General features: G+C 41.2%; 17 protein-coding genes and 1 pseudogene. 11 read left to right on the top strand and 7 right to left on the bottom strand.

All coding sequences use genetic code 11. From position 1 onward, the window contains the following. Positions 1-21 precede the first annotated feature (21 nt). From AC1S8V_RS14970 to AC1S8V_RS14980, 3 genes are read right to left on the bottom strand one after another with little or no spacing between them, the layout of a single operon-like run. Positions 22-1,062, bottom strand: coding sequence for an ABC transporter substrate-binding protein (locus tag AC1S8V_RS14970; protein WP_488656670.1), 1,041 nt, complete (start codon positions 1,060-1,062; stop codon positions 22-24). A gap of 32 nt (positions 1,063-1,094) precedes the next feature. Continuing rightward, positions 1,095-1,961, bottom strand: a complete 867-nt coding sequence (locus AC1S8V_RS14975; RefSeq protein ID WP_482074264.1) for a Cof-type HAD-IIB family hydrolase — start codon at positions 1,959-1,961, stop codon at positions 1,095-1,097. Positions 1,962-1,988: 27 nt separating this feature from the next. Next, positions 1,989-2,723: an MBL fold metallo-hydrolase gene (locus AC1S8V_RS14980; RefSeq protein WP_482074265.1), complete on the bottom strand. Its 735-nt coding sequence runs from the start codon at positions 2,721-2,723 to the stop codon at positions 1,989-1,991. A gap of 217 nt (positions 2,724-2,940) precedes the next feature. Here AC1S8V_RS14980 and AC1S8V_RS14985 point away from each other — a divergent pair, with 217 nt between their 5' ends. Continuing rightward, entirely contained in the window at positions 2,941-3,882 is a 942-nt protein-coding gene (locus AC1S8V_RS14985; protein WP_482074266.1) for a sugar-binding transcriptional regulator, read from the top strand. A 119-nt stretch (positions 3,883-4,001) separates the two neighbouring features. Here AC1S8V_RS14985 and AC1S8V_RS14990 read toward each other — a convergent pair whose 3' ends face one another. The 3 genes from AC1S8V_RS14990 to AC1S8V_RS15000 all read right to left on the bottom strand — a co-directional run bounded on the left by AC1S8V_RS14990 (position 4,002) and on the right by AC1S8V_RS15000 (position 5,955). Beyond that, on the bottom strand, positions 4,002-5,126 hold the full coding sequence (locus AC1S8V_RS14990; protein WP_482074267.1) for a GerAB/ArcD/ProY family transporter: 1,125 nt from the start codon (positions 5,124-5,126) through the stop codon (positions 4,002-4,004). A 31-nt stretch (positions 5,127-5,157) separates the two neighbouring features. Beyond that, on the bottom strand, positions 5,158-5,604 hold the full coding sequence (locus AC1S8V_RS14995) for a MarR family winged helix-turn-helix transcriptional regulator (RefSeq protein ID WP_482074268.1): 447 nt from the start codon (positions 5,602-5,604) through the stop codon (positions 5,158-5,160). A gap of 153 nt (positions 5,605-5,757) precedes the next feature. After that, the gene (locus AC1S8V_RS15000) at positions 5,758-5,955 is read right to left on the bottom strand and encodes an oxidoreductase (protein ID WP_482074269.1); all 198 of its coding nucleotides are present in this window, start codon (positions 5,953-5,955) and stop codon (positions 5,758-5,760) included. 145 nt (positions 5,956-6,100) lie between these two features. On the opposite strand from AC1S8V_RS15000, the gene AC1S8V_RS15005 reads away from it, so the two are divergent. The 5 genes and pseudogenes from AC1S8V_RS15005 to map all read left to right on the top strand — a co-directional run bounded on the left by AC1S8V_RS15005 (position 6,101) and on the right by map (position 9,717). After that, positions 6,101-6,457 (top strand): DoxX family protein, encoded by a 357-nt coding sequence (locus tag AC1S8V_RS15005; protein WP_482074270.1) that lies wholly within the window; start codon positions 6,101-6,103, stop codon positions 6,455-6,457. 29 nt (positions 6,458-6,486) lie between these two features. Then, positions 6,487-7,254, top strand: a complete 768-nt coding sequence (locus AC1S8V_RS15010) for a pirin family protein (RefSeq protein WP_482074271.1) — start codon at positions 6,487-6,489, stop codon at positions 7,252-7,254. Positions 7,255-7,300: 46 nt separating this feature from the next. Then, positions 7,301-7,753 (top strand): MarR family winged helix-turn-helix transcriptional regulator, encoded by a 453-nt coding sequence (locus tag AC1S8V_RS15015; RefSeq protein ID WP_482074272.1) that lies wholly within the window; start codon positions 7,301-7,303, stop codon positions 7,751-7,753. Positions 7,754-7,818: 65 nt separating this feature from the next. Continuing rightward, positions 7,819-8,478, top strand: a pseudogene (locus AC1S8V_RS15020) (LLM class flavin-dependent oxidoreductase); the annotation flags it as partial. Positions 8,479-8,976: 498 nt separating this feature from the next. After that, on the top strand, positions 8,977-9,717 hold the full coding sequence (gene map, locus AC1S8V_RS15025) for a type I methionyl aminopeptidase (RefSeq protein ID WP_482074488.1): 741 nt from the start codon (positions 8,977-8,979) through the stop codon (positions 9,715-9,717). A 670-nt stretch (positions 9,718-10,387) separates the two neighbouring features. On the opposite strand, the gene AC1S8V_RS15030 is transcribed toward map, so the two are convergent. Continuing rightward, positions 10,388-10,963 (bottom strand): TetR/AcrR family transcriptional regulator, encoded by a 576-nt coding sequence (locus tag AC1S8V_RS15030; protein WP_482074273.1) that lies wholly within the window; start codon positions 10,961-10,963, stop codon positions 10,388-10,390. A 131-nt stretch (positions 10,964-11,094) separates the two neighbouring features. Here AC1S8V_RS15030 and AC1S8V_RS15035 point away from each other — a divergent pair, with 131 nt between their 5' ends. The 5 genes from AC1S8V_RS15035 to dnaN all read left to right on the top strand — a co-directional run bounded on the left by AC1S8V_RS15035 (position 11,095) and on the right by dnaN (position 15,021). Next, positions 11,095-12,363 carry an acyl-CoA dehydrogenase family protein gene (locus AC1S8V_RS15035; RefSeq protein WP_482074274.1) on the top strand — a complete coding sequence of 423 codons (1,269 nt, stop codon included), beginning with the start codon at positions 11,095-11,097 and terminating at the stop codon, positions 12,361-12,363. Continuing rightward, positions 12,360-12,893 carry an NADPH-dependent FMN reductase gene (ssuE, locus tag AC1S8V_RS15040; RefSeq protein WP_482074275.1) on the top strand — a complete coding sequence of 178 codons (534 nt, stop codon included), beginning with the start codon at positions 12,360-12,362 and terminating at the stop codon, positions 12,891-12,893. The genes AC1S8V_RS15035 and ssuE overlap by 4 nt, the downstream gene beginning before the upstream one ends. Positions 12,894-13,066: 173 nt before the next feature. Further along, positions 13,067-13,402, top strand: coding sequence for a hypothetical protein (locus tag AC1S8V_RS15045; protein ID WP_482074628.1), 336 nt, complete (start codon positions 13,067-13,069; stop codon positions 13,400-13,402). 230 nt (positions 13,403-13,632) lie between these two features. Continuing rightward, positions 13,633-13,869: a ribbon-helix-helix domain-containing protein gene (locus AC1S8V_RS15050; protein WP_482074276.1), complete on the top strand. Its 237-nt coding sequence runs from the start codon at positions 13,633-13,635 to the stop codon at positions 13,867-13,869. Between the two features lie 27 nt (positions 13,870-13,896). Then, the gene (dnaN, locus tag AC1S8V_RS15055) at positions 13,897-15,021 is read left to right on the top strand and encodes a DNA polymerase III subunit beta (RefSeq protein WP_482074277.1); all 1,125 of its coding nucleotides are present in this window, start codon (positions 13,897-13,899) and stop codon (positions 15,019-15,021) included. The last annotated feature ends 142 nt before the right edge of the window (positions 15,022-15,163 follow it).

The following is a 15,163-nucleotide window of genomic DNA, read 5'->3' on the forward strand; positions in this document are numbered from 1 at the left end:
CCATTCAGACAGCTCCAATCCTTACTCGCCAAACACATTAATGAATTGCTGTTTATCTGTTTCACGATCCGCTGCAAGTTTGGCCGCATCGCCAGGCAAAATCTTCATTTCTGATACACCTTTCAATCCTTCAGGTGGGGCAATACCTTCACGAATAGGGGAGTAACCGATCTCGGCAGACAGCTTCTGGCCCTCTTCAGAGAGAATGAAATCTACAAAGGCTTGAGAAGCAGGCACATTGGCAGCTTCTTTCATGATCCCGATCGGTTCAGTAATGATAGGAACACCTTCTTGCGGATAGATCAGTTCAACCGGAGAACCTTTCGCTTTTTCACGCGCAACGAGGTAATCCACAACGACGCCATATGATTTTTCACCGCTGGCAACAGCCTTCATAACCGCACCGTTTCCTTTAATTACGGACATGCCGTTCATCTTCGTCTCCTGAAGGAAATCCCATCCGAATCCATCTGTACGGCTAAACACACCGATGTTGTATGCTGCTGCACCAGAATATAAGGGACTCGGCATAATACTTGCGTCCTTGCTCTCTGGCAGAGTCAGCACTTGCCAGGATGTCGGTTGGGTAGTAACCTTTTGGGTGTTGGTAGCGAGTACCGTCGCCATAACTTTCGTACCGGCGTACATACCATCCGGATCAACAAGATCCGTCGGAATCTCACTTAGTTCTGGCGACTTGTAAGCTTGGAGCAGATCATCCTTTTTCAGATTTTCAAAGGTAACTGCATCGGCCAGCAGGAGTACATCCGCCTGAGTTTTACCGGCTTGGCGCTCTGCCTGAAGTTTGGCAGTGACTTCCTCGGTTCCGGAACGGAAGATGCTGACTTGAACATCTGGATATTTTTCGTTAAATGCCTTTACCAGCTTGCCTGCATCTTCTTCAGGCTGGGAAGTATAGAAGGACAGCTTGCCCGAGACTGTGCTTGAAGCTCCACCTGAACTATCTTGATCTGTGGTGGCTTGTCCCTGTGCAGAACAACCGCTGAATACAATCATGCCTGCCAGAAGGGGCAGTAGTAACGACTTTTTGAATGGAATCACGATAATCTCTCCTTTGGTGTCTAGCTGATAGATTAGAGTAAGAAAGTATGAATAGCCTGCGCAACACCATCTTCAGTGTTACTGCCAGTAACAACATTGGCGATTTCCTTCACATGAGGCTCTGCATTTCCCATGGCGATTCCTAATCCTGCCCATTGCAGCATGTCCAGATCATTATCATAATCCCCGGCTGCAGCTACCTGCGTACGTTCGATATGATGTGCATGACACAATCGCTCCAGTGCTCCACGTTTACTGACTCCGACGGAATTAACATCAAATCGCAAACGTCCGGTCCGTGTACATTGGAACAACCCTGATTCATCAAGGATACGAAAAAGTTTCTCGCGTGAGTCATGGTCTGTACAGATCACGGCTGCTTTGAACAGCGCGCCTGGCATGTGGTTTACAAAGGTTCTGAAATCCTTTCCGACTTCAACGAAGCGAATGAGATCAGCCTCTTTAGTATCAAGTTCATCACGTTCTTCGAAAGAATCCAATTCCGGTCTGTTGACCCTATTGTTGATGGCCCAGTTCCTATTGATATCATTAATCTCTTGAACGTAGAGGACATTGTATCCATAGAAATGGATGTAGGCACCTTCTTGCTGGATGACATCCAACATGAACAGCATATCTTCTGTTTTGAGCGCAACGCCATCAAGCAGTTGTCCAGTCACGGGATCTACCGTTACGGCACCGTTTAAGGCTACCAGCGGGAAATTCATGGAGACTTCCTGCGCGTGTGACCATACGGAAGCGGGAAATCGTCCAGAGGCAATCGTGACATTCACCTCCGCTGAGATTAATTGTTGAATGGAGCTTCGTGTCATAGGTGTTATCAATTTGTCTGGATTGAGCATCGTACCGTCCAGATCAAGGGCTAACAATCTGTACATGAACATATTCCTCCCGGATGGGTTAACTTACACAACATACATACGAAGTGGTTCGGGTATATCCACAGGCCCTTGGAACGAGCGACTGGCTTCATCCCGCATATACTCCAGATCGCCATCTCCGGGAAGATGAACAAGGACAAGCTGCTTGACGTTAGCCTGACCAGCAATCATGCCAGCTTGAAGTGCATTCATATGACCTTGCCCGGTCGTGTGAACACTGCCTTCACAGATCGTAGCCTCACATAGAAAGATGTCTGCATCACGAGCAAGTTCAATCAGGGAATCACAGTAGGAGGTGTCACCGGAATACACCAGCACCTTGCCTTTATATGTGATCTTAACGGCATAACATGTAATGGTATGCTGTACGTGTACGAATTCAATCTCTGCGCCTGCCAGTCGAATCTTGACTGAAGGATCAATCGGGATGACCTCGGTATGTTCACCATATAGACCATTGAGAATCTCCACTGGATTATCCGGAGCATACAGTTTCAGTTTATTCAACATGCGACCATTGCGAATGGCACCCGCTGCAGCATATTGGAGGACTCCCAGATCCGCGATATGATCATGGTGTAAGTGAGACAAAATAACACCGGACAGATCTTCAACGCATGTCTCGGAGGGGAGCTTACTCATAACGCCGCTACCACAGTCCAACAAAATTTGGCCTTCGTCTGTGGTTACAAGGTATCCCGCAGTTGCTCCGCCAGCGGCGGGATATCCTCCCCAGTAACCTAATATCTTCACATTCATCTTGTGCACCTCTGTCTGTCTTGATCTGCGACTCTTTACAAATGTTCCGTACAGTTACAATTGTAAAAAGGGTTTATTACTCACGTGTCAACCGAGTGTCAATCTTTTGTAAAACTGCTTTTGGCAAAGTTATCCTGGCTTGACTCCGCCGCGAATCCCATTTTATAGTGGGAAATGTGTAAGAAGGGAAATTTAAACGTCAAAGGCGGACTTATATGTGAATATAGATGAACGCAAAAATATGATCAGAGTCTGTAAGATGTATTATTATGAGTCCTGGACACAGGAGAAGATTGCCGAGAAGCTTGGTGTATCCAGACCGGTCATCTCCAAGATGCTGCAGCGTGCGAAGGAAGAGGGCATTATTGAGATTGTCATTCATGATGATGATTACGAAACCTCAAAATTGGAGAAAAAACTGGAAGACTTATTTAACCTCAAACAGGTACTGGTTGTTCCAACGAAGGATTTGAATAAAGAGTTGTTGTCGAGTGCAGTAGGCAAGGCAGCCGCCCAATTTGTTCAAAAACTGATCAAAAACGGCGACCGTGTCGGTGTCTCATGGGGCAATACGCTCTATAATATGGTGCGAGAGTTCCCTTTGGAGAAAAAAGAAAATGTCAAAATCATTCCACTGGTTGGTGGAACAGGGAATTCACGAAATGAAATGCACTCTAACCAGATCGCCTATGAGTTATCCAAAAAAATGGGTGTGACCTGCGATACGTTGTATGCCCCCGCAGTCGTTGAGACAGAAGAACTAAGAGAGCAAATTATCGGCATGTCTAATATTTCGGCGGTTCTTAAAGAGGGGGAGAATATCAATCTCGCTCTGGTAGGGATCGGCAACCCGTATTCCATGTCAACGATGGAACGATCCGGATATCTGAATGAGCAAGTGTTAGCTGAATTAGAAGCATTGAATACGGTTGCGGATATTAATTCCGTATTTATCACTCGTGAAGGCACGATCACAGATCATCCCATTAATCATAAAGTGATTGGCCTTGGACTTGAGCAGTTAAAGAAGACAAAGACGGTGGTGGGTATGGCCTTTGGTCTGCATAAAATCGACTGTATTCTGGCTGCTCTGCGGGGGGGATATATTAATATGCTCATTACGGATGAAGCGACAGCTAGTCAAATTTCGAAAATTTGATGTTCGAGGGTCACATTTCTATTTACTAATGAAACAAGTTTAAGCTGAGACTAATTTTATGCTTATGAAGCCAGGAGAACGAAAGGTTCTCCTGAGCACATACAATAAGAACCAAACATTCAGCTTGGCTTTAGTGCTTCACTAGAAGACTGCTTCCCGCCTTTTTTACGAATGAAACTAATGATGAGCAGCAGCAGTGGCAACAGGCCAAATAAGAAAATGGACATATTGCCAAGAAAATCACCCAAAGCTAACGTTTCCTCCAGGTTTTTAGGCAAGTAAGCAATGACATACAAGACCGGCAACATCGCGAATTGTATATTGGTAATATTCTTGAGACGAAACAAATCTCGAATACCGATCGCCGCAAAATAGTGTTTAAAAGCATAGGTTGCAAATATTTGCATCAGCCAAAATACGATGAACAACGATTCATAGCGTTCAAAGAGAAATCCCTCAATTTCAAAACTTCGAACCATGTCAAATGTTGGCCACATCCGCGTTTGAATTCCTGGCAAAGATAAATTCCCCACCACGGTGACAATCGTGACCAAATATATAATCGTACATACAAGTATGCTATATATAGCAGCCTTATTGCTTGCCTTTACATCTGTCATGTAAGCTGTGATGATAAGTAAAACTTCATATCCGGAATAGGAAAGACACGAAGGCTTGAGTCCTTTCAACACAGGCATGAATCCATCGCCTAGGAGCGGTCTGAGATTATTGATTTCAAACATTTTAGTGCTTAAAAGGAAAACCAGTGCGAGCAACACCAGAGTAACGGGCACTACAATTGAAAAGACCCGGATGATGACTTTAAGACCACCCGTTATCATATAAATACCAATCCACAAACTGACCATAATGGTGACCCAAGTAGGCGTGCGCTCAAGAATGTACATACTTGTAATTTCGGCCATGACTCTGACTTCGAATGAACAAAGAACAACAAAATATACGATAATTAATAGTCCCAACAGATAAGAAATCCATTGACCTGTGATCTCAGGTATAAATTCGAATACCGTTTTACCGGGGAATCTGCGACACAAGGTTACAAGAAGCAGGCTGATTGCAGTTACGATCAACCCTGACAGAATGACGGAAATCCATACATCCGGTGTTCCCACTGCTTTACTGATGGTTCGAGGGAGTGTTAAAATGCCAGCTCCAAGTATTGAATTGATAACCACGATAATAACCTCGGAGGTATTGATCTGAGATGTGGATTGCTTCATTGGCCTTCACTCCAAACCGGAGAATATATTTCTAGGTAGTATCGCCCAATGAAGTTGTTTTATGTAAGTTTTGTATATGGAGTTTAGAATAACCCCCAACAGCCTCGTCAACGAGTTGTCGGCCATTTTCAGTCAGTGTAACTAGCGTGACGCGCCCATCTCTGAGCGATTTAGAGCGAGTGACCAGGCCAGATTCTTCTAAGCGCCGAACGGATTTGGCAATCGTTGAATGGTCCAAGCGCATCGTCCGTCCGAGACTCTGCTGCGATTGTCCATCTTGCTCTCCTAATTGCATTAACATAATTTCTTGACCAGTAAATAGTCCAACTTCACGCAACAAGTGCGCAGCTAAACCACGATGTGATCTCGCCATGGAAAAAACTGCAAAGTTAATGGGGAATTGCTGGATGACTTGCATTTCTTTTTCTACATGAGATGTATTAGAGTCTGGTTTGTGTTTTTCTTCAAAGTTGTTCATCACTTTTCACCTTAATTTTATTTCATCGTTGGATAATCAGTATAGCCGCGGCTATCCCCACCATGCAGAACATGAAGATAGGCTAACTTAAGTTTAGCAGTGCGACTTGCTCCAATTTCCTCAGCTACAGCTTTTGCTACCTCGATGGCAGATCTAGCGCGATTCCATCCTCGGATGGCGAGTTCCTTCACTAATGAGTAGACCCATTGAAGCGCGTTGTTCATAATACTCTGCACTATGTGTTCCAGGCGTACCATCATAAAGTGCACGCGATCTAGTCATTGGAGCAAGATCCCAGCGATGTTGCAACTTCAAATTCCCTAAGGTTACTGGTGTCCAAATTGTGTTCATATGATAGATTGCATTCAAGATTCAAGCGGACACTATGCAAGAAGGTAAATCAACTTTTTAATTGACACTCATATAGTCTAATGTTAGGATATATTTACACTAACGTTAGGATAAATAATAATAGGGTAAAGAGGAGATTGAATTTATGAGTGTTCTATCCATTGTTCTGCAAGTCATATTGGGGTTAGGGTTCCTTATGTTTGGGTTTATGAAGTTTGGGTCCAAGCAGATGGTGGAGGGATTTAAGCATTATGGATATCCCGGAGCGTTTCGAGTGTTTACAGGACTGATCGAAGTCATTGCAGCAGGTTTAGTTATTGCAGGTATTTGGAGTGAGAATTTAGCTGCTTGGGGTGGTTTAGTCATCGTTGTAACGATGATCGGTGCCATCCTTACTCACATTAAAATTAAGGATCAATTAAAACAAATGCTCATGCCGATCATTTTATTAATTCTGGGATTAGTTGTATTGTTAATCAATTACGGGTCTTTGTTTGTGTGAGTGGTGAGTTAATCTAAGGAGAGATTATAATGGGAATCCAAATTATTAAACCTAGAGATCAAGCGAGTGGTCAGTTCGATGGCGGTAAAATACAAGAACAAAAACCTATTGGTTTTTCTGGAGAAGGATCCATCATTACTCGTCTAGGTCCCTTATTTTACTGGGCTTGGGCTCACTCTCAGGAACCTGCAGAAATCGGTTTGCATCCACATAAAGGTTTCGAAATCATCACCTATGTCATCAAAGGTAAGGCATATCATCAGGATACACTGGGTACGGAAAGTGTTGTAGAAGAAGGGGGAACCCAACTGATGCAAACAGGCTCTGGTGTGTACCATGGCGAGGCTTTGAAGGAACCTGCTGAAGCCTTTCAGATTTGGTTTGAACCACATCTAAGCCAAGCGGTTAAACGTACACCTATTTATTCACAATACGATTCTAATCAGTTTTCGGTAGTAGATTTAGACGGTGTGAAAATTAAAAAAGTTTTAGGAAACGATTCTCCCATGCAAATCGTGACAGATGCCCAAATGTGGGATGTATTTATTCCACAAGGAAAGGTATACACGCATAACCTTTCCGTGAACCGTACATTGGCTAGTTTAGCTATTAGAGGGGATGGAACTCTTGCTTTAGATACAGTGGAACCCACTCATTTCTCACATAAGGACTTTATTATCACTCAATCCAAGGAAGAAGAGAGAATCATCATAAAAGCTGTAGATCAAGACCTTAGAATTGTACTCATTGAAGTTCCTACAGAAGTTGCGTATCCTTTATACAATAAACCAAGATAACCAATGATGACTTTTCTTGCAGTCATCTAATTAGGAGGTCCGCTACATGTTTCAAGGAGATGAACAAAGTCAGATTGATTTAAGACTTTTCCGTGTGTGGATAAAAGCAAGTAAAACGGTCTTTGATGATGTTACAAAAGATATAGAAAGTTACGGCATTAGTAACGAGAACTTTATGGTTTTGGAACTTCTCTATAATAAGGGACCACACACGGTTCAAAATATAAGTGAAAAATTTTCTATCCCTAGTGGGAGTATCACATATGTAGTAGATAAGCTTGAAAAGAAAGAATTAGTAAAACGGGAACCAAGTCCAACAGACCGCCGATCATCAAATGTAGTCATTACGGATAAAGGTCAAGACTTATTTAAAGAGATCTTCCCTCAACACGTTGAGGTGATTTCTAAGAATCTTTCCTATATTACCAATGAAGAAAAAATACAGTTAACTAATCTTCTCAAGAAAATCGGATTAGGCCCGAGTCATACCAAATCATGAATTGAGCTGAGTCCGATTTATGATGTCTAGGGCTCAATGGAACTCATATGGAAGGACAGACAGAGATGGAACAATATCGTATTCAACAAGAAAAAGGTATGGAGATCGGTCTCTATTCCATAGGAGATCATTTAAGTAATCCTTTGACAGGCCATCGGATCTCTGCACAGCAGCGGATTAACGAATTAATCGAAACTGCCAAGCTGGCTGAAGAAGCAGGGCTTGATATATTCGCAGTAGGGGAGAGTCATCAGCCGTTATTTGCAACCCAGGCACATACCGTGATTCTTGGAGCAATTGCCCAAGCAACCAAAACAATTAAAATTGCCAGTTCGGCAACAGTGCTGAGTACTTCCGACCCGGTCCGTGTATATGAAGATTTTGCAACGCTTGATCTGATATCCAATGGACGTGCAGAAATTGTAGCAGGGCGGGGCTCATGTCTGGGTGCATATGATTTATTAGGTTTTGATGTACGTAATTATGAAGAATTATTCGAAGAGAAATTGGATTTACTGTTGAAAATTAATGAAGAAGAGCGTATTACATGGCAAGGGGAATTTCGGGCACCACTACATCATGCCGAAATCATTCCTCAACCATTACATGGAAAAACGCCGATATGGCGTGCAGTTGGAGGACCTCCGGCAAGTGCGATTAAAGCAGGTTTAGCAGGCGTACCTATGATGCTAACAACACTTGGTGGACCAGCAAAAGCGTTTAAAACGAAGGCTGTTACCTTCGTTTTTTCTGTTTCAATGGACTCTGTCTGGTTACCTGCGCGCATATCCCCCTGATTACCACAATAAATTCAAGGCAGAACTGGTGAATGGTTTTAACATATTGAAAACCACATTTATCCATGTAAAAGAAAATCATTCTTATACATGAACGAGTGGTTTCCTCACTTCGTTATCCATTTACACTAAGCGTGCCCTCTAAGCATTTTTGTGCTGATGGATTCGTATCAACAACCTCTAAATTGATCTTAGTCATGTGTTTATTCATTGCGAGTTGCTCCACCTTACTTACGGCACAGAATATATGAAGGAATAAGAGAGAAAATACAGTCACAATGTTGATAAAAAAGTTGCGAAGCTTTGCTGCTTTGGATATGATTATCTAATGTTCCATCAACGTATTCGATTTTACATTGCTTGAGTTATGCGAAAAGATAACACTTATGTAATCAATGGATGATAAAAGATAGTGAGGTAGAAAAAATGATCGCAAGAACAGAAGAAGACTTTAATGGTTTGAAGGAAATTGGCAAAATCGTTGGCTCTATTCGAGATGAATTGGTACAAAAAACAGTTCCAGGCATAACAACTAAAGAACTGGACGATCTAGCCGGAGCGCTTTTTGAGAAAGCAGGTGCAGTTTCTGCTCCAAAAAGTGAATATAATTTTCCTGGCTTTACTTGCATTAGTGTAAACGACGAAGTAGCACATGGTATTCCGGGAGAGCGGGTTATTCAAGAAGGCGATATCGTGAATATTGATGTGTCTGGCTCCAAAAACAGTTATTTTGCAGATACCGGAATCTCGTTTGTCGTAGGAGAAGGCGAAGAAGTGTTAACGAAAATATGTGACGTTGTTAAACAAGCGTTTGAAGCAGGCCTTAAGAAAGCAAAACCGGGTTCCAAAAAAAGCGGAATCGGAAAAGCCGTATTCCAAACAGCAAGACAGCATGAATTAACGGTTATTAAAAACCTTACAGGACACGGTGTTGGACGTGCGATACACGAAGCACCTGATCACATCTATAATTATAATGATCCATCGGATGATGAATTGTTAAAAGAAGGTATGGTTATCGCATTCGAGCCGTTTATTTCAACTTCAGAAGAAGAAGTCTACCAAAAAGGAGACGGCTGGACCTTTGCTACCAAAAATAGCTATGTAGCTCAAATCGAACATACGATTATCCTTACTAAAAATGGTCCAATCATTGTTACATTATAATGAGCTTAAATTGAAAGTCGCTAAATTAGCGACTTTTTTACTATAGAAGATGTGGGAGGAAATAACTTAAAAAGCAAATGGAGGACATGATACAAACGCAAAGAGAAGTTCTTTGAGATAGATCATGATTAATTTTGTGTACTTGTATTACCTTTATTTGTTATACTCACTGAAGAATAATAAATGTCCCTAATGTTTCCTATTATAGTTTTTAATAATTTATAGATTCAACGTATCAAGTTAATACATAAACAAACTAATATTGTGCAGGCAGTGTCAAGGTATACGACATGAAAGATACAGCTTATACCCCTGACTGTTTCCACTGGGACTTGAAAGGATCGTTATTGTGCTAAAAATAATAAATTTTCTTCTTATCTTGCTGATCATTTGGGTAACACTCCTGTATCCTGTTCGTTCTGCTTGGTTTGAAGGCTTAAAACAGATTCCTGAAGATCTTCATGGTGTTTATTTACTTTTCTTGTTCTTTGGATATCTGATATGTTCATCTGGTATGGGACTTATTGTTGGCAAGATGTTTTTTAAGCGAAAGGAAAAGTAACTTTTCTATCCCTTTTCGGGACAAAGATGAGCGATGCACCAGCAGGTTCAGTGACCTCTCAAACATCCTTGGCCGGCAAATTAACGAGTAGGGAGTTCGACTGTAATCTCATTTCGTTGAAGTTTTCAGGAAATTCCATTCTGGAAATATCTCCATTGTAATTAACCTTTTGTATATATCTTCTTCATCAATAGGCATATTGTTTTCAATCCACCAACTCAATACCCCAATCATCGCTCCAGTATAGGCCTCAATATTAATTTGAATATCCATGGTGTTTTCTTCAGTCAACAGATCCTCTGTCAAATGTTTAAGTATGCCAGCCCTCATTTCTCGTCGCAACAAATTTCTTAAAGAATCTCTCTCTTCAGTCAGAAGCTGGGTGAATAATTTTTTATTCTTACTTGCAGCAGAAAAAATTTCCTTTAGGCTTTCCGCCGGTGAATGCGGAGTCGCAGAAAAGTCCAATTCTTCTTCAGCAATTTGTCCCAGCGCATGTGAAAGTAAGTCGTATTTATCATTAAAATGTGTATAAAACGTAGTTCGATGTACCATAGCCAAGTCACAGATCTGCTTCACAGTTATATTTTCAAAGGACTGGTTTCCCATTAACTCTAATAAAGCATTATAGAGAAATTTGTGGGTTCTTTGAACACGAAGATCCATTTTCGGTTTGATTTCCAAGACATTTCCCTCTTTCTGTATCGTTTCTCGACAGATTGCTCATTTTATCGGTTGATGAAGAATACTATACACCATACTATGTATTATACACAGTGATATTTAATATACATGTGTAGAAATGAGGGACCTGCATGGTAAATCTGAGTGCAATACATCAACTTACAACAACAGAACTTCAACTGCTTCAAAATGCTACGAATTTAGTTCCCTATCTGCAAAAGTTTGCGAGACAAATTGATGAAGAACGACACATCCCGGACGAGGTTATCCAGAAAGTATCGGATGCTGGCTTATTCAAGCTGGGTACCCTTAAAAAGTACGGAGGTTATGAAGTTAGTATCCGTGCAATGGTCGAAATCATTTCTGAAGTGGCAAAAGGAAATGGTTCTGTCGGATGGGTGGTCCAAATCATCAACGGAAATAACTATAATGTATCATTATCTTTACCTGATGAAGTCTTAGATTCTATCTTTAGCCAGGAGGAGGAAACACGGTTTTGCTCTGTTCTGGCTGCCAGAAAGGCCGTTGTACAAAAGGTCGAAGGTGGTTACTGGGTAGAGGAAGGTCTCTGGGGTTTTGGTTCAGGTTCTAAACACGCAACACATGCATTCATAAATTTATTAGACGCCAAGTCTATGCAACAAAACAAAAGTACAGGCATGATGCTGGCTGTGGTTCCAATGAATGAAGTTACAATTGTAGACGATTGGTATACGATGAGTTTAAAAGGCTCAGCAAGCAATAGTCTGGAAATCAAAAATGTTTTTATTCCAGAAAAGTATGTTACAACACAGGACTTGAATCAAGTGAGTGCCTTGCCAGCAGAATTAGGAGGAAGAGACAGATATAAGCCTTTTATTCAGGTTACGACTGCTATAACAACTGGAATAAGTGCGGTCCTTGGACTTGCCAGAGGGGCTATTGAATATTTTGTAGAAAAGGCACCGAATAAAGCGATTACGATGACCACGCACACTTCGCAAGCTGAAGTTGGACATATTCAGTATAAAGTAGGACTTGCAGCTATGAAGGTCGATTCCGCTCATCTTCATATTAGCCGTGCTATTGATCATTTAGAGCAACACGTCCAACATGGAGAACAATTCACGTTGAAGGAATATGCACAAATGCAAACAGACATAACTTATGCATCTATGCTTTGTTGGGAAGCAGTTGATATATTAATGGCAGAAAGTGGAGGGGGCGTCATTGCAGACTCCAATCGTTTGTCTCACATTTTCCGAGATATTAGAGGCGGGGCCAATCATGCACTTACTACAGCATCTACGGGGCTTGAGTTGTACGGAAGGGTTTTGATGGGATTACCTCCACAACATATTATGACATTAAGTGCAGCAGCGCTTTTCAAAACCAACGAGTTGAGTGAGTTTAGCTTATGAGGAAAATAACCATCATTTCAGGTAGTCCAAATCAGAAATCTCGTGTAAACGGTATTGTAAACGATACTAAGCAAAAGTTGGAACAGGGTGGTTGCGAGGTATCTATAATTGAAGTATACTCACTGCCGCCTGAGGACTTAATGCACTCAAACTTTAATAGCAAGCCAATTCAAAGCGCAAATGCCAAAGTTGAAGAAGCCGCAGGCATTATTATTGCAAGCCCGGTTTACAAAACAACGTATACAGGTGTGCTCAAGGCTTATTTAGATTTGTTGCCACAAAAAGGTTTTAAAGATAAAATTATAGCCGCCTATTTTGTCGGGGGAACAATCTCTAACTTACTATCCATTGATTATGCGTTAAAGCCATTGTTAGCATCCATGGGATGTAAAAGTTTTGCGGATAATGTTTTTGCAATAGACAGTCAGATAGAGCGTGTAGAAGATCACGAACAAAACATTTATTTTCATTTGTCTGAAGAGGTATTGCAGCGTATTGATGCTTCTATTTCTGATTTAATATCTTTTTGACTTTGTTGAGAGGCCAGCAACTTTCCTAACCTAAGGGAGCTATCTCAAAAGCTCTTAAAAAGCGTATCGGCAAAAAGAAATAACACTCCTACATTCAAAAAAGGACAAAGCAGAGGTTTATCCTGCGTTGTCCTTTTTGCGTTTTCCGCCATTGCGGCTTTTTTAAGCAGATTATGGGTAAGGCAAAGTTACCCGAACTCCAGGCTTATTTTTGGCAAGCAGTGAAGCAGGATTCTTCGGTATCCCCGGTTGTTTTTGATTTGTCCAAACACACACTCCGGCTCCATCATCCGCCGAACCGAAAGGGTGTATCCTTCCCCACTGCTGATTATGCAGAATATGAAACACAGTCGATCTCCCTTGAATTTACGAAGTATGTTGATTTTCGAATCGATATTGGAGTGGCACTGAAAAAGCTTGAGGACAGTGACCAAGAAATTATTGCATTACGTTTTTTTGTGGACTGCACGTTCTTGAATCTCCAAAATTGTGGGGATGAGAGAGAGTAAAGAAAAGAACAGATTATACATATCTATGGAAAAACTTAAAAAGAACTGAAAGAATAGGGGGGACGTTACGGAATAGAGACTCTAAACAACGTGATCCGTAATCCGCAAGATTATAATGGCATCTTTCATTCGATTTTAAAATATTGTAAATCTATATAGAGACATGATAAGATGGGTATAAGTTCGAATTGAATTGAGTTACCTAAATCAAAATACGGGAGAGTTATTAATTGAACAATAATAAGATCAAAGTTGGTGTCTCTAATAAAGAAGGGCAGTTAGGTTTTGTCTTTTCGAGAGGTGGTCTGCGGGAAGGTTCCGGGAGAAAGAGTATAGGTGTAACTAAAAAAATATCTTTAACTCTAACAGAGGACATGTGGGGAAAAATCGAAAACCATTGCACAGAGCATAAACATTCTCGTTCGGAGGCTATACGTAATATCATTGAGTCCTTCTACACAAAATAATTTTTTTATTCGAGGTAGGTGAGGTCTTTGCTGGTAGAGATAACAAAAGATTCTCTTATGAATGCCATACAATATGTGATAAAGGCAGTAGCAGCAAATAGTTCAATACCTATTCTTCAAGGAATACATATTCAAGCAGGTGCAGATGGCGTTACTTTTAGGGCAAGTAATACAAGTATGACGATACAGTCTTTGATTGCTCAAGATGGTGTTTCTGTGACTGTAAATAGAACAGGGGCTATCGTTATACCATCGCGTTATTTTCACGATATTATTCGTAAATTTAATGATGACAAAGTTATACTTGAGATTAAAGAGTCAATGATTCTTTCGATTGTATCAGGTCATTCTCAATTACGTTTATGCGGAATGGACCCTACAGAATTCCCTTCCTTTGATGATGGAAAGGCATTCCCTTCTACTAAACTGCGCATGAATACTGCCTTATTTCGTTCGACTATTAAACAGCTAGCAATCGTAGCATCAACGTCCGAAACCAGCCCCATATTAACAGGAGTTTCCTTGGAATGCCGTAATGATTGTCTAAACCTAATTGCTACAGACGGAGTGCGGCTTGCATACCGTGCATTGCATTTAGAAGATGCTGCCAATAACAGTATGAACGCTATAATTCCAGCGAAAAATCTCTATGAATTATCGAAAATATTAAACAAAACAGATGACACGACTGAAATTGAAGTGAGTAATAATCGAGTTAAATTCATGACAACTGGAATGAAAGTGGAGTCTGCTCTTATTGAAGGAACGTTTCCATCCATAAAGAATGTAATCCCTAAATCTTATTTGTGTGAAATCGCAGTTGATACAGCATGTTTGTTGAAAGCAGTTGAATGTGTAACTGTAATGGCTAGTGCACAAGTGATTAGACTAGTAGCTAATGCAGACACATTAAAACTATTGTCCAAAACAGCCGATGTTGGAGATATTCAGAATGAAATTCCATTATTAGAGAAGTGTGGGGAAGAATTCGTGATATCACTAAATGGAAAGTTTTTTATCGATATACTTCGCAACATGGATTGCGCGAGCGTCCGAATAAGATACGCCGGAAAAACCAGTCCCATCGTTGTACTTCCAGATGATTCGCTCATGTCTACTTTGTTCTTGATTACTCCAGTGATGACCCGGTGAACCGTATCACAAGTGATGGCGAAAAATTCGTTGTTGGTAAAGTGGGAGAGTGCCGGTGAGCGTGTGATTTAAAGAATTAACAGAGCCTCTATAGTGGGGAGCCTTTACCTAGATGTAGGGCCCTCTGGGAAAGGGATCTAGT

Source organism: Paenibacillus sp. B46(2026) (assembly GCF_056786355.1).